Origin of the sequence: Streptomyces sp. TLI_185 (assembly GCF_003814765.1) — a bacterium.
Taxonomy (GTDB): domain Bacteria; phylum Actinomycetota; class Actinomycetes; order Streptomycetales; family Streptomycetaceae; genus Streptomyces.
Map to the genome: position 1 here is coordinate 1788009 of NZ_RKRB01000001.1, position 22561 is coordinate 1810569.

Consider the following 22561-nt stretch of genomic DNA (forward strand, 5'->3'; position numbering starts at 1 on the left):
CCATGCAGAAGAACCCCATACACACCAGTCTGGTCGCGGTCGGCGACTCCTTCACCGAGGGCATGTCGGACCTGTTGCCGGACGGCTCCTACCGGGGCTGGGCCGATCTCCTCGCCGCACGGATGGCCGCCGTCAACCCCGGGTTCCGGTACGCCAACCTCGCGGTGCGCGGCAAGCTGATCGGGCAGATCGTCGACGAGCAGGTCGACGTGGCCGCCGCCATGCAACCCGACGTGATCACGCTGGTGGGCGGCCTCAACGACACCCTGCGGCCCAAGTGCGACATGGGACGGGTACGGGACCTGCTCACCGAGGCCGTGGAGCGGCTGGCCCCGGCCTGCAAGCAGCTGGTGCTGATGCGCAGCCCGGGCCGCCAGGGACCGGTCCTGGAGCGCTTCCGCCCGCGCATGGAGGAGCTCTTCGCCACCGTCGACGAGCTGGCCCAGCAGCACGGCGCGGTGGTCGTCGACCTGTACGGGGCCCCCTCGCTCGCCGACCCGCGCCTGTGGGACGTGGACCGGCTGCACCTGACGGCCGAGGGGCACCGCCGGGTCGCCGAGGCCGTCTGGCAGACGCTCGGCTACGACCCCGAGGACACCGAGTGGCACACACCGCCCGCGGTGACGCCGCCTCCGGGGTGGGCCAGCCGACGGGTGGCGGACGTCCGCTTCGCCCGGCAGCACCTGCTGCCGTGGATCGGCCGCCGGCTGACGGGCCGCTCCTCCGGTGACGGCCGGACAGGCGTCCACTTCAGCGCTGAGCTGGGCAAAGCCTTCTGGGTCACCCCTCCGAACCACACAAACCCCGGCCCTGTGACGGACTGGCGACGGATGGAGCCCTGACCCGGAGCCCGACCGGCTGCCTTGCACCGATCAAGCGCGGGGCGCCGCCTCCCTTCCTGCCATCGCCCGCTGTTGTTCGGCGAGTCGCGGCTGGCATCTGTTCAGCGATCCGGGGCTGGCATCGCAGCCTCCCGCTCCACGCCGCCCGAGCGTGCCGAAGGGAAGCGGGATGGCCAAGTCGTCCGACGAGCTGGAAGTCCGTTACAGGGCCACCCTGAACCGCATGAGCACCGCTTATCGACGGCGGCGGGACGTCTCCCGGCCAAGGTCGGTTGGTGCGCCTGGCCGTCGCTCTGTCGAGCACCGGTCAGCAGGGCCTGCAGGCGGGTGACGACCTCCTCGCTGAACGCACCCGGCAACTGCAGTCCATGCTCGATCGCGCCGGCGAACGCTTTCCGCATCGCACACAGCACGACGGAGTCGGTGCCCACGCACCTCACCTTCCTCGACTGCCGCCACGAGTGGGGATGGGAAGAAGGAACCAGCGCTCCAAAGGGTCGACCCGGTCATCAAGACTCCGCCTGCCGCCTCAGTACTGTGACTTCGCATGACCGACACCGAGATCGAGATCACCGCAGACCTGGTACGCGACCTGCTGCAGGAGCAACATCCAGATCTTGCCGGGCTGGCCATCCGCGAGGTGCCGGGCGGCTGGGGCAACCAAATGTGGCGGCTCGGGAACGAGTTGGCCGTGCGCATGCAGCGCATGGACCCCACCCCAGAGCCCCAGCGCAAGGAGCGGCGGTGGCTCCCCGTGCTGGCCCCACGCCTGCCGCTCCCGGTGCCGACCCCGGTGCGGTTCGGCGAACCGTCCGAGCGCTTCCCCAAGCACTGGACCGTGATGACGTGGGTTCCCGGCGAGCCGCTGGACCACGGCTCGATCAGCCGCGGCGACCACGCGGCCGACACACTGGCAGGCTTCCTCCGGGCACTCCACGTGGAGGCGCCCGCCGAGGCGCCCACCGGTAGGTACCGCGGTGGCCATCCCGGAAGCTACACGGAGGGCTTCGAGAACTTCTTCCAGGCCGTTGCCCCCGACGACATCGCTGCCGACGTCCGGGCCGTCTGGGACGACGCCGTTGCGGCCCACGCGTGGGAGGGGCCGCCGGTGTGGGTGCACGGCGACCTCCATCCCGCGAATGTCGTCGTCTCGGACGGAACGCTCTCGGGCATCGTCGACTTCGGCGACATGTTCGCCGGCGATCCGGCGTGGGATCTCGCCGCCGCATGGGTGCTGCTACCCGCGGGCACGGCCTCACGGTTCTTCGACATGTACGCGCATGCAGACGAGGCGGCGATCCGGCGCGCCCGCGGGCTGGCCGCCATGAAGAGCCTCTTCCTGATGCTCATGGGGCAGAACGGAGATCGGGGTCTTCCCGGCGGCAAGCCGCACTGGGGACCTGCAGGCCGGGCGGCACTTGATCGTGTTCTGAAGGGCGTTTGATGCCACTTCTTTGCTGCCCCCGAGGGAAGATCTATCTGTTGGCTCCCGCGCGTGTCTGGACGGCCCTGCACCTGAAATGCAGTTCGACGGCATACCTTCTTGCTGCTCGCCTCAAAGCTGTTCGGAAAGGCTGGTTCCCATGGCACTCGGCGACGGCATCCGAAGAAACCTCCTGGACGTCCCGGATTCGGAGCGACAGCTGCTTCGGGACGCGATCGCCGCGCTGAACAGTCACTTCTACCCCGGCAGCAAGACCGACCTGCCGGTCCCCGGTGGGGTGAGTTTCTGGTTCAAGCAGGACGAGATCCATCAGAGCACCCACGTCCACAACTGCCCGGCGTTCCTGCCCTGGCACCGAGAGATCGTCAACCGCTTCGAGGACCTGATCCGCGACGTGAACTCCCAGCTCTCGCTGCACTACTGGGATTGGACCAAGGACCCGGCACCGCTGTTCACCCCCGAGTTCATGGGCAGTGCGAACGGGCTCGCCGGGCAGTTCTGGCGCGACAGCGGCTTCTACAACCCCGACACGGCCGAGGATCGCGACACCACCCTCAACCCGGCCGATCCCCCCAAGGAGATCATCCGCCAGGTCGGCGTCAGCGCTCCTCTCGTCCTGCCCCGCGAAGACCGGGCTGCGCTCGGCGCTCCCGACTTCCCGGAATTCAATCGCCTCATCAATATCCTGCACGCCGCCATGCACTCGTACATCGGTGGTCCAGGCGGCACGCTGACCGACCCGCACCAGTCCTTCCGCGACCCGTTCGTGTTCCTGCTGCACTCCAATGTGGACCGGCTGTTCGCGATGTGGCAGCGCGATCCTGCCCATCCGGAGCGTCTGGACCCAGCCCGGGTGTACGGGGCCTGGGGCAACACGACCGGCTCCGGCGACGTGACGTCCGAACATCCCAAGTGGGGGATCCTCAGCCCGCTGGAACCCTGGTCCGGCCCCGATGCACAGACCTCCGCCACCGGCGTGATCACGAACGTGGTGAAGACCCGGCCTTGGTGCGCGCCGGAGAAACTGGCGAGCTTCAAGGACTCCCTCGATCCCAGCATCGTCACCCCGCGCAGCTACGACACCGCTCTGGCACCGTAGGTGAGTCTTTGAACTTGTTCTCGATCTTGGTTGAGGGCCATGCGTACGCGCCCTCCGCCCCAGGTGGGACCGGCGGCGTAAGAGTGTCGCCCGCGCCGCCCCTTCCCGTCCCGACCCTGGGGGCTGCCGCTCCCAGACCCCCGCTTTCGGCCTGAACGGCTTCGTCCTCAAACGCCGGACGGGCTGAAAAGAACAAATTGAGCCCCTCCTGCGTTTGAGGAGCGGGGGTCCGGGGGCCGGCCCCCGGGTCGGGACGGGAAGGGGCGGCGCGGGCGAGAACATTCCGGGCGGAGCCCTGGCGTGATGCAGGTCTCGTAGGTTCCGCCGAACGCACCCGTGGCGCTGGCCTGCACGAATCGCCAGTAGAATCCGTCTACGTGACTTCTGCGCCCGCCAAGCCCCGCATCCCGAACGTCCTCGCCGGACGCTACGCCTCCGCCGAGCTCGCCACGCTCTGGTCGCCCGAGCAGAAGGTGAAGCTGGAGCGGCAGCTCTGGCTCGCCGTGCTGCGGGCCCAGAAGGACCTCGGCATCGAGGTGCCGGACGCGGCGATCGCCGACTACGAGCGTGTCCTCGACACCGTCGACCTGGCCTCGATCGCCGAGCGCGAGAAGGTCACGCGGCACGACGTGAAGGCACGGATCGAGGAGTTCAACGACCTCGCCGGGCACGAGCACGTACACAAGGGCATGACCTCCCGCGACCTCACCGAGAACGTCGAGCAGCTGCAGATCCGGCTCTCCCTGGAGCTGATGCGCGACCGCACGGTGGCGGTCCTGGCGCGCCTGGGCAAGCTGGCGGGCGAGTACGGCGAGCTGGTCATGGCCGGCCGCTCCCACAACGTGGCGGCGCAGGCCACCACGCTCGGCAAGCGCTTCGCGACCGCCGCCGACGAGCTGCTCGTCGCCTACGGCCGGGTCGAGGAGCTCCTCGGCCGCTACCCGCTGCGCGGTATCAAGGGCCCGGTCGGCACGGCGCAGGACATGCTGGACCTGTTGGGCGGCGACGCGGGCAAGCTGGCCGATCTGGAGAACCGGATCGCCGGACACCTGGGCTTCTCGCAGGCCTTCACCTCCGTCGGCCAGGTCTACCCGCGCTCCCTCGACTACGAGGTCGTGACCGCTCTGGTGCAGCTGGCGGCGGCGCCGTCCTCGCTGGCCAAGACGATCCGGCTGATGGCCGGGCACGAGCTGGTGACCGAAGGCTTCAAGCCGGGTCAGGTCGGCTCCTCGGCGATGCCGCACAAGATGAACACCCGCTCCTGCGAGCGCGTCAACGGCCTGATGGTCATCCTGCGCGGCTACGCGTCGATGACCGGCGAGCTGGCCGGCGACCAGTGGAACGAGGGCGACGTGTCCTGCTCGGTGGTCCGCCGGGTCGCGCTGCCGGACGCGTTCTTCGCGCTGGACGGTCTGCTGGAGACGTTTCTGACGGTGCTGGACGAGTTCGGGGCGTTCCCGGCGGTCGTGGCCCGTGAGCTGGACCGCTACCTGCCCTTCCTGGCCACGACCAAGGTGCTGATGGGCGCGGTGCGCGCGGGTGTCGGCCGTGAGCTGGCGCACGAGGCCATCAAGGAGAACGCTGTCGCGTCCGCCCTGGCGATGCGCGAGCAGGGCGCCGAGCGCAACGAGCTCCTCGACAAGCTCGCCGCCGACGAGCGCATCCCGCTCGACCGCGCCGGGCTCGACGCGCTGATGGCCGACAAGCTGTCCTTCACCGGTGCCGCCGCCGACCAGGTCGCCGCGGTCGTCGCCCGCGTCGAGGAGATCGTCAAGCAGCACCCGGAGGCCGCGGGCTACACGCCGGGGGCGATCCTCTGACCCGCTTCACGGCGGCGGAACTGGAGGCCGCCCGCGACCGCCTCGTCCCGGACGTGGTCGCGGACGGCCTTTCTGTGCTCTTTTGCGGCATCAATCCCGGCCTGATGACGGCGGCTACAGGACATCACTTCGCCCGCCCCGGCAACCGCTTCTGGCCGGTGCTGCACCGGTCGGGCTTCACCCCGCGGCTCATGAAGCCGTCGGAGCAGAGCGAGTTGCTGTCGTACGGGCTGGGCATCACGAACGTCGTGGCCAGGGCGACGGCGCGGGCCGACGAGCTCGGTGCGGAGGAATACCGCGAGGGCGGACGGCTGCTGGCGCTGAAGGTGGCACGGCTGCGGCCGCGCTGGCTGGCGGTGGTGGGAGTCACCGCGTACCGGGCGGCGTTCGACGACCGCAGGGCCCAGGTGGGGCCGCAGGAGCGGACGTTCGATGAGACGCGGGTGTGGGTGCTGCCGAATCCGAGCGGGCTGAATGCGCACTGGACGGTGGAGACGATGGCCGAGGAGTTCGGGCGGTTGCGGGTCAGGGCGGGTCTATCTCAGTGACCATGAGGAGGAGTTCCGGCTCCTCCTCGGTGTTGCGGTCGGCGACAGCCAGGTTGACCCAGCGTCCTGTGCCGGTCGCTTCCCAGGTACGCAGGTCGTCGGCGCGAGTGCTGAGCACGTCCCAGGGTTCGGGTATGTCCTCTCCCCGACTGCGCCGCTCCTGGAGCGTCACGCCGCCCCAACGTGACCCCTCTCCCCATCTCTCCTTGTATCGCTGCACCAGGGCGGCCTCGTAGGCGTACAAATCGTCGGCACTCGGCCAGGAACCAGTCCCTAACGGGGCTATGAAGTAGCCGGGTCCCCCCGTGGCGAACCGCAGCCTGCTGTGCTCCGCCGGAAAGTCCTCGGTGCACAGCAGGTCGGTCAGAGCCAGGTCCTTCGCGATGTCCATGTGATCCAGTAAAGCGTCTGGCACTGACAATTGGTGAGGTGTCAGGCGTCCCGACGCCTGATGCTCCACGCCCCCGCCAGCAGTGCGGCCGCCGCCCACAGCCCCGTCACCCCAAGCCCGGTCCACGGCCCGAGCGCGCCGTCCCACGTCTCGTGGAACACCACCTGCCCGGCGCGGTCCGGCAGCACGTCCGCCACGGAGCCGGACATGTCCCCGATGACGAAGGAGACGATGAGCAGGAACGGGATCAGGATGCTCAGCGTGGCGACGCCGCTGCGCAGCACGGCCGTCAGTCCCGCCGCGAGCAACGCCATCAGCGTCAGATAGACGGCGCAGCCGACGACTCCGCGCAGTTCCTCGCCCCAGGTCAGCCCGTCCGCCTTCGTCCCGAGAACCGCCTTGCCGACAGCGAGGCTCACACCTCCCGTCATAAGACCGACCCCCAGCACGGGGACGGCGATCGCCACCGCTTTGGCGACGAACCACCGGCCGCGCCGCGGCACCGCGGCCAGCGTGACGCGCAGGGCGCCGCCCCGGAACTCGGACGACACGGCGGTCGTGCCGAACGCGATCGCCGCGATCTGCCCGAAACCGACGCCGAAGAACACCGAGAACAGCGGGTCGAAGGTCGCTCCTTCGCTGTCGGTTCCGGCGAGTGCCGAGAACGCGGTGGTGGCGAGCAGGACGGCTGCCAGACCGCCGACGAGTGAGCGCAGCGTACGGATCTTGAGCCACTCCGAGTGGAGCACGGGCGTGAATTCCATGGTCAGGCCTCCTGGTGCTGTGCGGTGAACTCGGTCTCTGCGCCGGTCAGATCCAGATAGGCCTGCTCCAAGGTGCCCTCCTCCGCCGCCAGTTCAAGGAGAGGCACACCGGCGGCGGAAGCGAGGCGTCCGATGTCGTCCACACGTGCGTGGTCGACGATCCAGTGCCCGTCCTCGTGCTCGACGGCGTCGTGGCCGTGCCGGGCGAGCGTGCTCTTGAGCGACGTGGGGTCCGTCGTCCGGATCCGCACGCGCGGTTGCACGCGCGCGTCGATGAACTCCCGCATCGGGGTGTCGGCCAGCAGGCGTCCGCGCCCCAGGACGACGAGGTGGTCGGCGAAGGACGCGGTCTCGTTCATGAGGTGGCTGGAGACCAGGACCGTACGGCCCTCACCCGCGAGCCGACGCAGCAACGCGCGGATCCAGATGATGCCTTCGGGGTCGAGGCCGTTGGAGGGTTCGTCGAGCATGACCACCTCGGGTTCGCCCAGCAGCGCGGCGGCGATGCCCAGGCGCTGGCGCATGCCGAGGGAGTACGTCTTCACGCGGCGCCGCGCCACCGATGCGAGCCCGGTCTCCGCGAGCACCTCGTCGACCCGGCGCTGCGGGATGCGGTTGCTCGCCGCCAGCGTGCGCAGGTGGTCGCGGCCGGTACGGGAGCCGTGCGCGGCCTGCGCGTCGAGCAGGGCGCCGACGTGCCGCAGGGGTTCGTGCAGTGCGGCGTAGGGGCGGGCGCCGATCGTGGCGGAGCCGGAGGTGGGACGGTCGAGGCCGAGGACGAGCCGCATGGTGGTGGACTTTCCGGCGCCGTTGGGGCCGAGGAAGCCGGTGACACGGCCGGGGCGGACGCTGAAGGTCAGATCGTCCACGGCGCGCCTGCTGCCGTACTCCTTGGTGAGGTTCTGGACGTCGATGCTGGTCATGGCAGCAGCGTCGCCGCTCGGCGGGGTGATCTCCTCCCCCGCCGGTGGAGAGCGACTCCCCCGCGCGGGGGAGGTCCGTTGTCAGGGGCGGCTGGCACGATGACGAGATGGCCCGCCTTCTGCGCCCGTTGCTCCGGGGGACGACGTACACACGCCTGCTGCACCTGTGGGTGCCGATGCTCGTCGTCAGCGTGTGGCTGTTCATCGACATGTCGACGCCCTGGATACCCGCGGCTGTCCTCGTCCCGGTCGGGCTCATTCCTGCCGTGCGGATGGGCGAGGGTGTGCAGGCGCGGCTGCTGCTGACGCCGGGCGAGCAGGATTCGGGGATCTCCGTGAACCCGTCCGCTACATGGCGGGACCGGCTGCGCACCGTGTTGTGGCTCGAGGTGCGGATGGGCCTGGGCGCGGTGGCGACGGCGAGCTGCGTCTGGCTGCCGGCCCTGGTCTACGAACTGGTCCGCATCGCACTCGGCCACGCACCGGGCGACGCCGTCCCCCTGTTGAACGAGGCCCAACCACACTGGGTGTACGCCCTGTTGGTGCCGTTGCCGCTCCTCGCGCTCTACGGGGCCGTGGTCGGCCTGGGCGAGCTGGTCACCGCCGTGGCGCGCCGGCTCCTCGGCCCGTCGGCGGCCGAGCGTCTCGCGGCCCTGGAGGAGCGCACGGATCAGCTCCTGGAGCGCAACCGCATCGCCCGCGAGCTGCACGACTCCATCGGCCATGCCCTGACGGTGGCGGTCGTCCAGGCGGGTGCGGCCCGCGCGGCGGGCGACCCGGAGTTCACCGACCGGGCCCTGACTGCCATCGAGGACACCGGGCGGGCCGCGCTGGAGGACCTGGAGCGGGTGCTCGGCGTGCTGCGCGAGGCGGACCGGCCGGTGAGCAGCCGTCCGACGCTGGCCGAGGCGGACCGTCTCCTGGAGTCCGCGCGCACGTCCGGGGCGAAGATCGACATGGAGGTGTCGGGTCCGCTGGAGTCGATACCCGGCCCGGTCTCCCGGGAGGGCTATCGCATCCTCCAGGAGGCCCTGACCAATGTGTTGCGGCACGCGGGGTCCGTCCCCGTGCGCGTCCGTGTGGAGGTCACGGGCAGCAGGCTCGTCCTGGAAGTGCGCAATCCGCTGACCGCCGGCATACCGGGGCCGGGACGGGGCAGCGGGCTGCGCGGCATACGTGAGCGCGCGGCGCTGCTCGGCGGCCGCGCGCGAACCGGCCCGGACGAGGGCGACTGGCAGGTACATGTGGAGCTGCCGTTGAGTTGATCTACGCTGGCCGGATGCCGGTGACCGTTCTCCTCGTCGACGACGAACCCCTCGTACGCGCCCGGTCTGCGGGCCGTGCTGGAGGCACAGCCCGACATCGAGGTCGTCGGGGAGGCGGCCGACGGGGCGGCGGTGATCCCCCTGGTGCGGCGGCTGCGACCCGACGTGGTCGCCATGGACGTACGGATGCCGCTGATGGACGGCATCGAGGCCACGCGCGCGGTGCTGCGAACGGTCGACGAGCCGCCGAAGATCCTCGTGGTGACTACGTTCGAGAACGACGAGTACGTGTACGAGGCGCTTCGAGCCGGCGCCGACGGGTTCCTGCTGAAGCGGGCCCGCCCGTCCGAGATCGTGCATGCGGTGCGCCTGGTCGCCGAGGGCGAGTCACTGCTGTTCCCGGCCTCCGTACGACAGCTGGCCGCCGCATACGCCGACGGCGACGGAAACAGAGCGGCCCGCGCCGCGATGGAACGAGCCCGCCTGACGGAGCGGGAGGCCGAGGTGCTGCGACTGATGGCCCGGGGCCTGTCGAACGCGGAGATCGCCGCCCGGTTGATCGTCGGCACGGAGACAGTGAAGTCGCACGTCAGCGCTGTCCTGGCAAAGCTGGGAGCGCGGGACCGCACCCAGGCCGTGATCGCGGCATACGAGTCGGGCTTCGTGGCGCCAGGCTGACCAGGAAGAGGGCAGCCCCCAAGGGGCAGCGCCCCGAAGGGGCGCGGGGCTGTATCGATATGCGGCTCCGTCGCGTGGGCGCGACCAGCCACGACGGCGCCGCAGACGAAATACGACCCAACGCGGCGCTACCCAGCGGAGCGACCTGTACGATCCGGCCAACACGCGCACGAGCTGGAAGGACGGGACGTTGGGGCGGCTGACCGGCGGGGATCCCTCGCTGCTGCGAAGGATCAACTCCGCGGTGGTGCTGCACGCCCTGCGTGCCACGGACGCGGCGACACTGACGGAGATCACCCGGGTGACCGGACTGTCCCGGCCGACCGTCGAGGGCGTCGTCGAGGGGCTCATCGAGGCGGGCTACGTCGTCGAGAAGGCGGCCGACGAGAGCGAGGTGCGACGGCAGGGGCGGCCCGCGCGGCGCTTCCGTTTCCGGGCCGAGGCCGGGCATCTGCTGGGCCTGGACATCGGCTCCCACCGGGTCGCCGCACTCCTCGCCGACCTGGACGGCCGGATTCTCGGCTCGGTCGCCAAGGACGTCGACGAGACCGCTCCGGCCGACGAGCGCCTGGAGCGGCTGCGCACCGCGGTGGCCGAACTGCTGCGCCGCGCCGGGGTCGCCCGCGGCTCGCTGCGGGCCGTGGGGGTCGCCTCACCCGGCATCGTCGAGGCCGACGGCACGGTGCGGCTGTGCGCGGCGCTGCCCGAGTGGACCGGGCTGCGCCTCGGCGAGCGGCTGAGCCGGTCCTTCAAGTGCCCGGTGCTGGTCGAGAACGACGCCAACGCCGCGGCCGTCGCCGAGCACTGGAAGGGCGCGGCCACCGAGTCCGACGACGTGGTGTTCGTGCTGGCAGGGCTGAGCCCGGGAGCCGGTTCGCTGATCGGCGGGCAGCTGCACCGGGGGTACGGCGGCGCGGCCGGCGAGATCGGCGCGCTGCACCTGCTGGGCCGCGAGGTGACCCCGGAGACGCTGCTGTCCACCACGGACGAGCCACTGCACCCGCTCGACGAACAGGCCGTCGCCGAGGTCTTCGCACAGGCCCGCGAGGGCGACCAGCGGGCCCGCGCGGCCGTCGACCGCTTCATCCAGCGGCTCGTCCACGACGTGGCCGCCCTGGTCCTGGCGCTCGACCCGGAACTCGTCGTCGTCGGCGGCTGGGCGGCCGGCCTGGACGGCGTACTGGAGCCGCTGCGCCGCGAGTTGGCGCGCTACTGCCTGCGCCCGCCGAAGGTGGCGCTGTCGCTGCTGGGCGAGGCGGCGGTGGCGACGGGAGCGCTCCGGCTCGCCCTGGACCACGTGGAGGAGCAGCTGTTCGCGGTGGAGGGCACGGTGACGGCGCGGCGCTGAGCCACCGGCGCCGCAACGCGCTGTGCCCCGGTGGAGTTCCGGGGCACAGCAGGTCGGGCGAAGCAGATGCTCAGGAGGCCTGGCGCTCGGGCCCCTGGTGGATCTCCACGCCGCCGGAGTCGCCGAAGGTCAGGCGGCAGGTGTCCGCACGGTAGGTAGCGACGGAGAGTGCCGCGGTGCGGCCGTCGGCGAGGAAGCGGGTGGTGACCACGAGGACGGGCGCCCCCGGGAGCCGGTCCAGTTCCCTGGCGTCGTCCGCGCGGGCGGAGCCGAGCTCGACGGCGCTCTCCCGGCCCTCCAGCTCCAGGCGCTGCAGCTCACGCAGCACCGCACGCGCGCGTGCCGGTCCCGACGGTGCGTCTATGGCGGAGAGGTCCGGCACCGACGACTCCGGGACGTAGAGCAGTTCCGCCGCGACGGGCTGGCCGTGGGAGACGCGCGAGCGGCGCACCGTGTACACGGTGTCCTCCGGGCCCGTCTCCAGTGCGGCGGCGACGGCCGCAGGCGGGGCTGCGGGCGTGCAGTCGACGGCCTGCCAGACGTCCCCGGAGGCCCCCGGCCAGGCGTGCTGCTCGGCGCCGACCGCGACGCCCACGCGCGGCGGGGCGACGGTCGTCCCGACACCGCGGCGGCGCTGCAGCCTGCCTTCCAGTTCGAGCTGCTCCAGGGCCTGCCGGAGCGTGGCGCGCGCGACGCCGAAGCGGGCGGCCAGGTCGCGTTCGTTGGGCAGGATCTCGCCCACGGAGAACTCGGAGTCCAATGCCTCACTGAGCACGGTCTTGAGATGCCAGTACTTCGGTTCCGGCACCGATTCCAACTGCGTGGTCCCCACCCTGTCCTCCGCAATCGCCGTGGTCCGGCGGCGTTTTAGCGCCCTTGTTTATTAAAGGTTGTTGCACTTATCTGCGACCATAGGGCGGCCCAAACCCTTGGTCAAGACCAATCCTGGATCCCATGGGCGCGACACAGGGCGCTCGCTGCGCAGGGTTCACAAGGTGTTCGTACGGAACCGTCCTCGTCGCCTACGCGGAGGCCAGCGAGAGCAGCTTGTCCGGGTTGCGGATGATGTAGAGCGACTGGATGCGCCCCTCGAAGACGTCCACCTGGAAGACGCTGTCCGGCTTGCCTGCGGACAGGACGACGACCGCGAGGCCGCCGTTGAGCTCCATGAAGCGGAAGGACTGGTCCGGCACACCCTTCCGCGCGGCCCCGACGAGGAAGCGGCCCACCTTGTCGGCGCTCTCCAGGACCCGCAGCGGTGCCCTGGACTTGCCGCCGCTGTCGCCCACCAGCCGCACGTCGGGCGCCAGCAGCGCCATGAGCCCCTCCAGATCCCCCTCCGCCGCGGCGGCGAGGAACCGCTCGGTCAGCTCACGGCGCCGGCCGGGATCGACCTGGTAGCGCGGCCGCCGCTCCTCGACGTGCTTGCGGGCCCGCCCGGCGAGCTGGCGCACCGCCGCCTCGCCGCGGTCGAGCATCACGGCGATGTCCGCGTACGGGTAGCCGAAGGCCTCGCGGAGCACGAACACCGCCCGCTCCAGCGGCGACAGCGACTCCAGGACGACGAGGACGGCCAGCGAGACGGAGTCGGCGAGCACGGCCCGCTCGGCGGTGTCCGGGACGGTGCCCCCGAAGTCGGTCGCATAGGGCTCGGGCAGCCACGGGCCGACGTACGCCTCGTTGCGCGCCTTGATCTGGCGCAGCCGGTCGATGGCGAGGCGGGTGGTGATGCGCACCAGGTAGCCGCGCGGTTCGCGCACCTCGCTGCGGTCGGCGCCGGACCAGCGCAGCCAGGCCTCCTGGACCACGTCCTCCGCGTCGGCCACCCGCCCGAGCATGCGGTAGGCGACCCCCAGCAGGACGGGGCGGTGCTCTTCGAAGACGTCGGTCTCGGTGTCGGTGGTCACGGCACCATCCCATGCGACGCGTCCGGACATGTCCAGGAGAAATCCACGTGTCCCGGAGCAGAATGGCCCGCGGGCCGTCGGCGGTCGGCGGCCGGATTTCGGAGGTGGCCATGCGGTACGCGGTTCTGGGCACGGGCGACGTCGGCCGCACGCTCGGCGGCAGGCTGGCACAGCTGGGCCACGAGGTGACGCTGGGCTCGCGCACGAAGGACAATCCCGCGGCCCTGGAGTGGGCGCGGAGCGCGGGCGCGCAGGCGCGGGCCGGCACGTTCGCGGAAGCGGCCTCGTCCGCCGAGGTGGTGGTCGTCGCCGTCGGCGGGCGGGTGGCGCTCGCCGCACTGGAGGCGGCCGGGGCGGCGAATCTCGACGGGAAGGTCGTCGTCGACGTCTCCAACCCGATGGCGTTCGAGGACGGCGAGGTGCGGCTGTCCCCCGTCGAGTCGGACAGTGTGGGCGAGCAGATCCAGCGCGCCTTCCCGCACGCGCGCGTGGTGAAGACGCTCAACACGGTCAACTCCAGGGTGATGGTGGATCCCGCGCTGGTGCCGGGCGAGCACCACGTCTTCGTGTGCGGCGAGGACGCCGGCGCCAAGGAACAGGTCACCGGTCTGCTCGGGGAGTTCGGGTGGCCGCCGCACCGGGTGCTCGACCTGGGTGGCATCCGGTCGGCACGCAGTGTGGAGATGCTGCTGCCGCTGTGGCTCGATCTCTTCCGGCATCTCGGGCATGCGGAGTTCAACCTGGAGGTGCGCAGGGGCCATTGAAAGCCGTACGGCCGGGTGGTCGGCCACCATCAGGGGCTACCCGTCGGTAGCAATTGCTGACAAGCTGTCTACACGGCGTCCGCCAGTGAGCCCCAGACGAGGAGCACCCCCATGTCCGCCACCGTCTCCTTCAAGGTCCCCTCTCCACGCGGCCCGCAGCCCGTGACCGTCTCCTACGCGCGCGTGGGCAGCGGCGAACCGCTGCTCCTGCTGCACGGCATCGGTCACCACCGGCAGGCCTGGGACCCGGTGGTGGACATCCTCGCGACCGAGCGGGACGTGATCGCCGTGGATCTGCCCGGCTTCGGCGTCTCCCCGGCCCTGCCGGAGGGACTCGCCTACGACCTGCCCACGACGACGGCCGTCTTCGGGGCGTTCTGCGAGGCGCTGGAGCTCGAGCGTCCGCATGTGGCGGGCAACTCTCTCGGCGGTCTGCTCGCCCTGGAGCTCGGCCGCGAGCAGCTCGCGCGGTCCGTGACCGCTCTGTCCCCGGCCGGGTTCTGGTCCGAGGCGGAGCGGCGCTACGCCTTCGGCGTGCTGCTCGCCATGCGGCACATCTCGCGGCGGCTGCCGCTGCCCCTGGTGGAGCGGCTGTCCCGCTCGACGGCCGGCCGCACCATGCTGACGAGCACCATCTACGCCCGCCCGGGCCGCCGTTCACCCGAGGCCGTGGTCGCCGAGACGCTGGCCCTGGCGCAGGCGACGGGCTTCGACGCGACCCTCCGGGCCGGCAGCACCGTCCGGTTCACCGAAGACATCCCCACCGTCCCGGTCACCGTGGCCTGGGGCTCCAGGGACATGCTGCTGGTACGCCGTCAGGGGGTGCGCGCCAAGCAGATCGTCCCCCGGGCCCGGCTGGTGCGGCTGCCCGGCTGCGGGCACTGCCCGATGAACGACGACCCGGCGCTGGTCGCCCGCGTGATCCTCGACGGCAGCCGCTGACCGGGCACGCCTCAGGGTCAACGCGCCGGATCCGAGGGCGACTCCGGCGCCGACCAGAGCACTCCCGACGGCCTGGGCGGCCCCGTAGGAGCCCGTTCCGACGAGCGGGGCCGTGCAGGCGGCGGCGACCGGAATGAGGCCGGAGAACAGCGTGGCGCGCTCGGCGCCGAGCCGCTGCATGCCCATGTACCAGCAGACGAAGCCGACGACGGTGACGACCGCCGCCTGCCACAGCAGCGCGGCGGTCTCGGTGGTGTCGGGGCGCCGCAGCCACGCCGTACCGTCCGCGAGCAGTCCGGCCGCCGCGGACTCGACCGCCGCCAGGCCGCACACCGTGGCGGACAGCAGCCGGGGCCCCAGGGGACGCAGAACGGGCACGGCGAGTACGGCGAAACCGACCTCGCCGGCCAGCGCGCAGGCCGAGAAGACGATCCCCGTGCCGTCCGTACGCCCCCAGCCCTGGACCGTGAAGGCGCCACAGGCGACCAGCAAAGCCCCGTACAAAACCCGCCGTTGGGGACGGCGGCCCTCGAGGAGCGGGACGACGACGGCCACCACTACGGGCGCGCATCCCACGAAGACGCCCGGCACCGCCGGTTCCGCGGAGCGCTCGGCCGCGATGACGACCAGGTTGAAGCCGACCATGCCGACGGCGGCGAGCAGGGCGAGGCGGGCCCAGTGGCGGGGCCCGAGCAGCCGCAGCCGCGCCGTCGCTCCCGCGCCGGCCAACGGGACGAGCAGCAGACAGGCGAGGCCGTAGCGGAGGAACTGGCCGCCCGCGTACGGGTAGTGGCCAAGGACGCTGTTCGCGGTGAAGGACCCGCCGACCAGGACACAGGCGAGTGCGGCGAGAAGGGCACCGCGGGTGGTGGCGTTCATGGCAGCGACGCTAGGCAGCGCTGCGGTCCCGTTTAAGGTCCATTTCCATGACGTCATCGGAGACCAATCGGGCCGACGATCCGGACGGCGACCGGAGCGGGAGTGCCGATCCGGCCGGGAGTCCGGACCCGGGCTCGGCCGCCTGGGAGCTGCTCCTGCCGGCCGCCGCCGCACCGGCACGCACGCGTGGACGTTCGCTGCAGGCCGCGCTGCGTGAGGCGGTGCGCACGGGGAGGCTGGCGCCGGGCACCCGGCTGCCGTCGAGCCGGGATCTCGCCGCCGATCTCGGGGTGTCGCGGGGGCTGATCACCGAGGCGTACGAGCAGCTGACGGCGGAGGGCTATCTGCGCAGCGGGCGGGGCGCGGGCACCTGGGTGGGAGGCGCGGTGCGGGCCGCGCCGCCACGCGCGCGTGATCTCGCTCCCCGCTCCCCCGGTGCGCGCGCCGACTTCGTGCCGGGCACACCGGACCTGTCGCTGTTCCCGCGCGCCGCCTGGGCCGCGGCGCAGCGCGCGGTCCTGGCCGAACTGCCCCACCAGGACCTCGGCTATCCCGACCCGCGCGGGCTGCCCCAGCTGCGTACCGCCCTGGCGGAGCTACTGGCGCGCCGCCGGGGTGTGGTCGCCGATCCGGAGCGGATCGTGGTCGTCTCCGGAGTGGCGCAGGCGACGACGCTGCTCGGATTCGCGCTCCACGCGCGCGGGTTGTGCACGGTCGGCGTGGAGGATCCCGGCAGCCCCCAGCATGACGCGCTGTATGCCTCGGCCGGTGTCAGCACCGTGCCCCTGCCCCTGGACGGCGAGGGAATCGTCGTCGGAGCGCTCCGGGACTCGGGCGTACGGTCCCTCGTGACGACGCCCTCCCACCAGTTCCCGACCGGGATCGCCTACTCCGCGCGCCGCCGCACCGAACTGCTCGACTGGGCGCGGTCCGTTGACGGGCTCGTCCTGGAGGACGACTACGACGGCGACTTCCGCTACGACCGTGCCCCCGTCGGCGCGCTGCAAGGACTGGACCCGGAACACGTGGCCTACACGGGCTCGGTCAGCAAGTCACTCGCCCCCGGACTGCGGCTGGGTTGGCTGCTCGTGCCCGAGGCGCTGGCCGACGAGGTCGTCGAGCGCAAGCGCACCATGGACCTCGGCCATCCCACCCTCGACCAGGCGCTGTTCGCCCGCTTCGTGGAGCGCGGCGACTACGACCGCCAACTGCGCCGCTGCCAGCGCGCGTACCGCGAACGACGCGATGCGCTCGTGGCCGCGCTGCAGGAGCACTTCCCGGGCGCGGAGGTCGCCGGGATCGCGGCGGGACTGCACGTCATCGCCGCGCTCCCGCACCGGTACGGCCCCCAGGCGGACTTCCTCGCGCGCGTGACCGCGGCCGGTGTCGCCGTACGCCCGCTGACGGACTACACGCACGCGCGTGCAGAGCACGAGGGCAGCGGCGGCATACGGCTGGTCCTCGGGTACGCACATCTGTCGCCCGCCCGGATCCGCGCAGGTGTACGACTGATGGCGCAGGCAGCCGGTGCATGACCGTGGGGTGGCCGGTGCGGAAAGAGACGGATGACTCATCCCTTTCGCCCCCGTTGTCGCCCCGTCGCACACCGGTTCCCTTGTCCCTGCGGTCAGTTGTTCACTTGTGGTTTCCGTGTGCGCTGCGGCGCACCAGTAGTTGTGGCATCGCACACTGGCCGGATCCCGTCCCTGGAGGCGCATCCATGACACACCGTCCGTTCCCCGGGCGCCGCAGCGTCCTGCGCGGCTCCCTCGCCGCCTCGGCAGCCCTGACCCTGCCCACCACCCTCGGCGCGGCACCGGCGTTCGCCCTCTCGGGGCGTCCCCAGGCCGGCTGGGGCGTACAGGCGGGAGACGTGACCTGCGACTCGGGGCTGGTGTGGGTGCGCTCCGACCGTCCGGCCCGGATGATCGTCGAGACGTCCGCGACCGAGTCCTTCCGCAACCCGCACAGATGGCACGGCCCGCTGCTCGGCGCGGACTCGGACTTCACCGGCACCACCCGGCTGCACGGGCTGCCGTCCGGCGAGCAGATCCACTACCGCGTGCTGCTGGCCGACCCGGACGACCCGCGCCGCACCGGCGAGCCGGTGACCGGCACGTTCCGTACGGCCCCGACGAAGCGCCGCCAGGGCGTGAAGTTCGTGTGGTCCGGCGACCTCGCGGGACAGGGCTGGGGCATCAACGAGTCGATCGGCGGCTACCGCATCTTCGACGCGATGGCGAAGGTGAACCCGGACTTCTTCCTGTGCAGCGGCGACAACATCTACGCCGACGGCCCGATCTCCGCCACCGCCACACTGCCGGACGGCAGCATCTACCGGAACGTCACCACCGAGGAGAAGTCGCACGTCGCGACCACTCTGGACGACTACCGGGGCAACTTCCGCTACAACCTGCTCGACCAGGCGCTGCGCCGGTTCAACGCCCAGGTCCCGAACATCATCCAGTGGGACGACCACGAGGTCCGCAACAACTGGTACCCGGGCGAGGTCATCGGCACCGGTACGCCCTACCCGGCCGGCACCAGGCTCGACGACCTGGCGCTGCGCTCCCGGCAGGCCTTCTCCGAATACTTCCCGATCTCCACCGTCAGCGGGCGCCCCGACGGGCGGATCTACCGCAAGGTCAGCCACGGCCCGCTGCTGGACGTGTTCGTGCTCGACATGCGCACCTACCGCAACGCCAACTCGCCGGACAACCAGACCACGGACCCGGTGGGCATCCTCGGCCGGGAGCAGCTGGAGTGGCTCAAGCGGGAACTCTCCAGGTCCCGCGCGGTGTGGAAGGTGATCGCCAACGACATGCCGCTCGGACTGGTCGTGCCCGACCCGGTCGAGGGCAAGCCGAACTTCGAGGCCGTCGCGCAGGGCGACCCGGGCGCCCCGCTGGGCCGCGAGCTGCAGATCGCCGAACTGCTGCGGTTCATCAAACACCGGCGGATCACCGGCACCGTGTGGCTGACAGCCGACGTGCACCACACCTCCGCCCAGCACTACGACCCGTCGCGGGCCGCGTTCAAGGACTTCGAGCCCTTCTGGGAGTTCGTGTCCGGCCCGCTCAACGCCGGCGCCTTCCCGGCCAACGCACTCGACAACACCTTCGGCCCCGACCGGGTGTTCGTGAAGGCACCCACGACCGCGAACGTCTCGCCGGCCCAGGGCTACCAGTTCTTCGGCGAGGTCGACATCGACGGGGGCAGCGGCGAGTTGACGGTGCGGCTGCGCGAGTACGACGGCACCGTGCTGTTCACGCAGGTGCTGCAGCCGGGTCGGGTCGGCCAGTAACTCCCGTACCCTTTTCCGTGGGCCGCGCACCGGCGTCATCCCCCGGTGCGCGGTGCCGTTCCGCAGCCGCGAGCTCGCACGCCCATACGCGTTTTCGCAGCTACAAAGGGGCATAACCACACTTTACCGATCAGTCACAAAGCGTTCGTGATCACGCAACACGTTTCCTTCACAGTGGTTGCATGAGTCGAGAAATGTCTGATGTGACCCGTGCAAAGCACGGCCGTCCCGTGCACCACTGGCGGCGCGACGTCGTCGAACTCGCCGCCCTGTTCACCTCCGTCGCCGTGGCCGACGGCGTGGCGAACCTGATCGGGCACGGGCCCGAGGGTCCGGCGCTGCTGGTGATCTCGGCGGTCGCCCTGGCCGCCACGGCGGGGTTCCACACATGGTGGACACGCCGCCACGGTCATGCACCTCCGGCCGGTGATACCGACGCCCGGCCGCTGCCGCAGGAGCAGCAGGCCGGGCAGTCCGACGAGTCGTCGGCGACACAGGAGACCGTGCCCGGTCAGAGCGCGCTGTGGCGGATGCGGACGACGGTGAAGGACGAACCGGGGTCGCTGGCCGCGCTGTGCACGGCGCTGGCCGGGCGGCAGGTCGACATCCTGAGCCTGCAGACGCATCCGCTGGCCGAGGGCACGGTGGACGAGTTCCTGCTGCGGGCTCCCGGCGGGCTCATGGCGGCCGAGCTCACCAAGGTGGTCTCGCTGGCCGGGGGTGCCGACACCTGGATCGAGCGGGCCGACGCCCACGATCTGGTGGACGCGCCGACCCGCGTCCTGGGCCTGGCCACCCGCACCGCGTTGGACGCGGCCGAACTCCCGCTCGCACTGCGGCAGTTGCTGGGCCGGTGCACCATCCGCCAGTTGCCCGCCGCGCCGGTCGGCGGCGGCCGGGGCCCGGGGGACGTGCCCGTGGAGGGAGCGCTCGAGGACACCGTGATGCGGCTGCGGGCGCCGGAAGGCGGAGTCATCACCGTGGAGCGGCCGTATCTGCCGTTCACCCCGACCGAGTTCGCCCGCGCGCGGGCGCTGGTGGAGCTGGACGCCCGGCTCGGGCCGCGCGTGCCGCACAGCCAGGACGTGCTGACACTGCCCGAGGGCAACGAGATCACCGTACGCCGGGCCGACGCACGTGACCTGGAGGCCGCCAAGGCGATGCACGAGCGGTGCTCCGCGCGGACGCTCGGCATGCGCTACCACGGGCCGGTCGGCGACGCGGACCGCTACCTGAGCCATCTGCTCAGCCCGCGCTTCGGCCGCACCCTCGCGGTGCAGACCGCCTCGGGGCGCCTCGTCGGCCTCGGCCACCTGCTGTGGGACGGGGACGAGACGGAGGTCGCGCTGCTCATCGAGGACAAGTGGCAGCGCCGCGGCATCGGAGGTGAACTGCTGGAGCGGCTGGTGGTGATGGCGGTCGAGGCGGGCTGCGAGAGCGTGTACGCCGTGACACAGGCCTCCAACACCGGCATGGTCGCGGCGATGCGCGGCCTGGGGCTCCCCCTCGACTACCAGATCGAGGAGGGCACCCTGGTCATCACGGCCCGCCTGCAGACGGGCCAGGCCGGCTCCCGGCTGCCGCACGGGGTGGCGGAGGAGCAGGTCGGCGAGCCTGTCGCACGGGACTGAGTGGCTGGCGAAGTCCGCTGCGGCTGGACCGCTCCCTGACGGGGCGCGGGGCTGTGACGACATCTGCGGCTCCGCCGCGCGGGCGCGAGCGGCCATGACGGGCTCGCAGACGTCCGACGGCCCCGTCCGGCCTCCGGCGGAGCGCTTGGCGCCCGGCACAGCGCACCTGCGGACGGCCCGGCGGGAACGCCGGGCCGTCCGGCGTCCGGGGGCCGGGCCCCGGAGCGCGTTGTACGCCCGCTCCGCCGCGTACGCCCTCGGCTCAATCCGGGTGACGTGCGGCGGCCACTCGTATGAGGATGGACCGCATGTCACAGACGACGAACCCGCTGCCCCGCGAGGTCGCCGACACATACGTCGACGAACTCATCGCCCTCGACCCGGTGACCGGAACGTACCTCGGTGTGAAGGAGAGTTCGAGCAGGCTGCCCGACCTCTCGCCCGCGGGCCAGGAGGCGCTCGCGGAACTGGCACGGCGGACCCTGGCGCGGCTCGACGAGGCCGAGCGGCAACCCGGCGCGGACAGTGACATCGAGCGCCGTTGCGGCCGGCTGCTGCGTGAGCGGCTGACCGCCGAACTGGCCGTGCACGAGACCGAGGAGGGTCTGCGCCGCGTCGGGAACATGGCCACACCCGCGCACTCGGTGCGCGAGGTGTTCACCGTGACGCCGAACCAGTCCGAGGAGGACTGGGCGGCGATCGCCGAGCGGCTGCGTGCCGTGCCGGCCGCGTTCGCCGGTTACCGCGAGTCCCTCTCCCTCGGTCTGGAGCGCAAGCTGTACGCGGCTCCGCGCCCGACGGCCACGTTCGTCGAGCAGCTCACCGAGTGGTCGGACACGGACGGCAAGGGCCGCGGCTGGTTCGAGGACTTCGCCTCGGCGGGCCCCGAGGCGCTGCGCGCGGAGCTCGACGAGGCGGCGAGTGCGGCGACCGCGGCCGTCGTGGAGCTGCGCGACTGGATGCGCGACGTGTACGCGCGGGCGATCGAGGGCGCGCCGAACACGGTCGGCCGTGAGCGGTACGGGCGCTGGGCGCGCTACTTCAACGGCACGGACCTCGACCTGGACGAGGCGTACGCGTACGGCTGGGCCGAGTTCCACCGGCTGCTCGGCGAGATGAAGCAGGAGGCCGAGAAGATCCTGCCCGGCGCCGAGACGCCGTGGGTGGCGCTCGCGCACCTCGACGAGCACGGCAAGCACATCGACGGCGTCGACGAGGTCCGCGACTGGCTGCAGGGCCTGATGGACCAGGCGATCGACGAACTGGACGGCACACACTTCGAACTCGCCGAGCGGGTACGGAAGGTGGAGTCCTGCATCGCCCCGCCCGGAGGCGCGGCAGCCCCGTACTACACGCCTCCGTCGGAGGACTTCTCCCGTCCGGGACGCACCTGGCTGCCGACGATGGGGCAGACCCGTTTCCCGGTCTACGACCTCGTCTCGACCTGGTACCACGAGGGCGTCCCCGGCCATCACCTCCAGCTCGCGCAGTGGGCGCACGTGGCCGCGGACCTCTCCCGCTACCAGGCCACCATCGGCGGGGTCAGCGCCAACGCCGAGGGCTGGGCGCTGTACGCGGAGCGGCTGATGGACGAACTGGGCTACCTCACCGACGCGGAGCAGCGGCTCGGCTACCTCGACGCGCAGATGATGCGGGCGGCCCGGGTCATCGTCGACATCGGCATGCACCTGGAGCTGGAGATCCCCGCGGACTCCCCCTTCCACCCCGGCGAGCGCTGGACTCCCGAGCTGGCCCAGGAGTTCTTCGGCGCGCACAGCAGCCGGCCGGCGGACTTCGTGGAGAGCGAGCTGACCCGCTACCTGACCATCCCCGGCCAGGCGATCGGCTACAAGCTCGGCGAGCGGGCCTGGCTGCAGGGCCGCGCGAAGGCGCGCGAGCGGCGCGGCGAGGCCTTCGACCTCAAGGCCTGGCACATGGCGGCGCTCTCGCAGGGCTCGCTCGGCCTGGACGACCTGGTGGACGAGCTGGCCCAGCTCTGACGGCCCGGCAGG

At 71.6% G+C, this 22561-nt stretch carries 18 protein-coding genes and 3 pseudogenes; 15 read left to right on the forward strand and 6 right to left on the reverse strand.

Annotated features, from left to right (window positions below; genetic code table 11):
- Nucleotides 1–2: 2 nt before the first annotated feature.
- The 6 genes and pseudogenes from EDD92_RS08045 to mug all read left to right on the forward strand — a co-directional run bounded on the left by EDD92_RS08045 (nucleotide 3) and on the right by mug (nucleotide 5753).
- Nucleotides 3–842, forward strand: a complete 840-nt coding sequence (locus EDD92_RS08045) for an SGNH/GDSL hydrolase family protein (protein WP_123963668.1) — start codon at nucleotides 3–5, stop codon at nucleotides 840–842.
- Nucleotides 843–1120: 278 nt separating this feature from the next.
- Nucleotides 1121–1234: pseudogene (locus tag EDD92_RS50990) on the forward strand (TetR family transcriptional regulator); the annotation flags it as partial.
- 155 nt (nucleotides 1235–1389) lie between these two features.
- Complete coding sequence (locus EDD92_RS08055) at nucleotides 1390–2286, forward strand: aminoglycoside phosphotransferase family protein (RefSeq protein ID WP_123963669.1); 897 nt, start codon at nucleotides 1390–1392, stop codon at nucleotides 2284–2286.
- A 139-nt stretch (nucleotides 2287–2425) separates the two neighbouring features.
- On the forward strand, nucleotides 2426–3385 hold the full coding sequence (locus EDD92_RS08060) for a tyrosinase family protein (RefSeq protein ID WP_185123961.1): 960 nt from the start codon (nucleotides 2426–2428) through the stop codon (nucleotides 3383–3385).
- A gap of 377 nt (nucleotides 3386–3762) precedes the next feature.
- Nucleotides 3763–5205 carry an adenylosuccinate lyase gene (purB, locus tag EDD92_RS08065; protein WP_123963671.1) on the forward strand — a complete coding sequence of 481 codons (1443 nt, stop codon included), beginning with the start codon at nucleotides 3763–3765 and terminating at the stop codon, nucleotides 5203–5205.
- Nucleotides 5202–5753, forward strand: coding sequence for a G/U mismatch-specific DNA glycosylase (gene mug, locus EDD92_RS08070; RefSeq protein ID WP_123963672.1), 552 nt, complete (start codon nucleotides 5202–5204; stop codon nucleotides 5751–5753). Before purB ends, mug begins: the two co-directional genes overlap by 4 nt.
- Here mug and EDD92_RS08075 read toward each other — a convergent pair.
- From EDD92_RS08075 to EDD92_RS08085, 3 genes are read right to left on the reverse strand one after another with little or no spacing between them, the layout of a single operon-like run.
- Nucleotides 5731–6144 (reverse strand): hypothetical protein, encoded by a 414-nt coding sequence (locus EDD92_RS08075; protein WP_123963673.1) that lies wholly within the window; start codon nucleotides 6142–6144, stop codon nucleotides 5731–5733. The genes mug and EDD92_RS08075 overlap by 23 nt on opposite strands.
- Nucleotides 6145–6185: 41 nt before the next feature.
- On the reverse strand, nucleotides 6186–6908 hold the full coding sequence (locus EDD92_RS08080; protein ID WP_123963674.1) for an ABC transporter permease subunit: 723 nt from the start codon (nucleotides 6906–6908) through the stop codon (nucleotides 6186–6188).
- Between the two features lie 2 nt (nucleotides 6909–6910).
- On the reverse strand, nucleotides 6911–7831 hold the full coding sequence (locus tag EDD92_RS08085) for an ABC transporter ATP-binding protein (protein ID WP_123963675.1): 921 nt from the start codon (nucleotides 7829–7831) through the stop codon (nucleotides 6911–6913).
- Nucleotides 7832–7938: 107 nt separating this feature from the next.
- Between EDD92_RS08085 and EDD92_RS08090 the strand changes: the two genes are divergently transcribed.
- From EDD92_RS08090 to EDD92_RS08100, 3 genes and pseudogenes are all read left to right on the forward strand, one after another.
- Nucleotides 7939–9096: a sensor histidine kinase gene (locus tag EDD92_RS08090; protein ID WP_123963676.1), complete on the forward strand. Its 1158-nt coding sequence runs from the start codon at nucleotides 7939–7941 to the stop codon at nucleotides 9094–9096.
- Between the two features lie 14 nt (nucleotides 9097–9110).
- Nucleotides 9111–9774, forward strand: a pseudogene (locus EDD92_RS08095) (response regulator).
- Nucleotides 9775–9964: 190 nt separating this feature from the next.
- Nucleotides 9965–11122 (forward strand): ROK family transcriptional regulator, encoded by a 1158-nt coding sequence (locus tag EDD92_RS08100; RefSeq protein WP_123963677.1) that lies wholly within the window; start codon nucleotides 9965–9967, stop codon nucleotides 11120–11122.
- Between the two features lie 70 nt (nucleotides 11123–11192).
- On the opposite strand, the gene EDD92_RS08105 is transcribed toward EDD92_RS08100, so the two are convergent.
- Together EDD92_RS08105 and EDD92_RS08110 are read right to left on the reverse strand one after the other, a co-directional pair.
- Nucleotides 11193–11954 (reverse strand): GntR family transcriptional regulator, encoded by a 762-nt coding sequence (locus EDD92_RS08105; RefSeq protein WP_123963678.1) that lies wholly within the window; start codon nucleotides 11952–11954, stop codon nucleotides 11193–11195.
- A gap of 190 nt (nucleotides 11955–12144) precedes the next feature.
- Entirely contained in the window at nucleotides 12145–13029 is an 885-nt protein-coding gene (locus tag EDD92_RS08110) for an RNA polymerase sigma-70 factor (protein WP_123963679.1), read from the reverse strand.
- Between the two features lie 110 nt (nucleotides 13030–13139).
- Between EDD92_RS08110 and EDD92_RS08115 the strand changes: the two genes are divergently transcribed.
- Both EDD92_RS08115 and EDD92_RS08120 read left to right on the forward strand, forming a co-directional pair.
- On the forward strand, nucleotides 13140–13793 hold the full coding sequence (locus EDD92_RS08115; RefSeq protein WP_123970315.1) for an NADPH-dependent F420 reductase: 654 nt from the start codon (nucleotides 13140–13142) through the stop codon (nucleotides 13791–13793).
- A gap of 111 nt (nucleotides 13794–13904) precedes the next feature.
- Nucleotides 13905–14735 carry an alpha/beta fold hydrolase gene (locus tag EDD92_RS08120; protein WP_123963680.1) on the forward strand — a complete coding sequence of 277 codons (831 nt, stop codon included), beginning with the start codon at nucleotides 13905–13907 and terminating at the stop codon, nucleotides 14733–14735.
- A 93-nt stretch (nucleotides 14736–14828) separates the two neighbouring features.
- Here EDD92_RS08120 and EDD92_RS08125 read toward each other — a convergent pair.
- Nucleotides 14829–15671, reverse strand: a pseudogene (locus EDD92_RS08125) (DMT family transporter); the annotation flags it as partial.
- On the opposite strand from EDD92_RS08125, the gene EDD92_RS08130 reads away from it, so the two are divergent.
- The 4 genes from EDD92_RS08130 (at nucleotide 15662) to EDD92_RS08145 (ending at nucleotide 22549) form a co-directional block, all read left to right on the forward strand.
- Nucleotides 15662–17149 carry a PLP-dependent aminotransferase family protein gene (locus tag EDD92_RS08130; protein WP_123963681.1) on the forward strand — a complete coding sequence of 496 codons (1488 nt, stop codon included), beginning with the start codon at nucleotides 15662–15664 and terminating at the stop codon, nucleotides 17147–17149. The pseudogene EDD92_RS08125 and the gene EDD92_RS08130 overlap by 10 nt on opposite strands.
- A 185-nt stretch (nucleotides 17150–17334) precedes the next feature.
- Nucleotides 17335–18918 (forward strand): alkaline phosphatase, encoded by a 1584-nt coding sequence (locus EDD92_RS08135; RefSeq protein ID WP_123963682.1) that lies wholly within the window; start codon nucleotides 17335–17337, stop codon nucleotides 18916–18918.
- Between the two features lie 194 nt (nucleotides 18919–19112).
- Entirely contained in the window at nucleotides 19113–20549 is a 1437-nt protein-coding gene (locus EDD92_RS08140) for a GNAT family N-acetyltransferase (RefSeq protein ID WP_185123962.1), read from the forward strand.
- 308 nt (nucleotides 20550–20857) lie between these two features.
- The gene (locus EDD92_RS08145) at nucleotides 20858–22549 is read left to right on the forward strand and encodes a DUF885 domain-containing protein (protein ID WP_123963683.1); all 1692 of its coding nucleotides are present in this window, start codon (nucleotides 20858–20860) and stop codon (nucleotides 22547–22549) included.
- The last annotated feature ends 12 nt before the right edge of the window (nucleotides 22550–22561 follow it).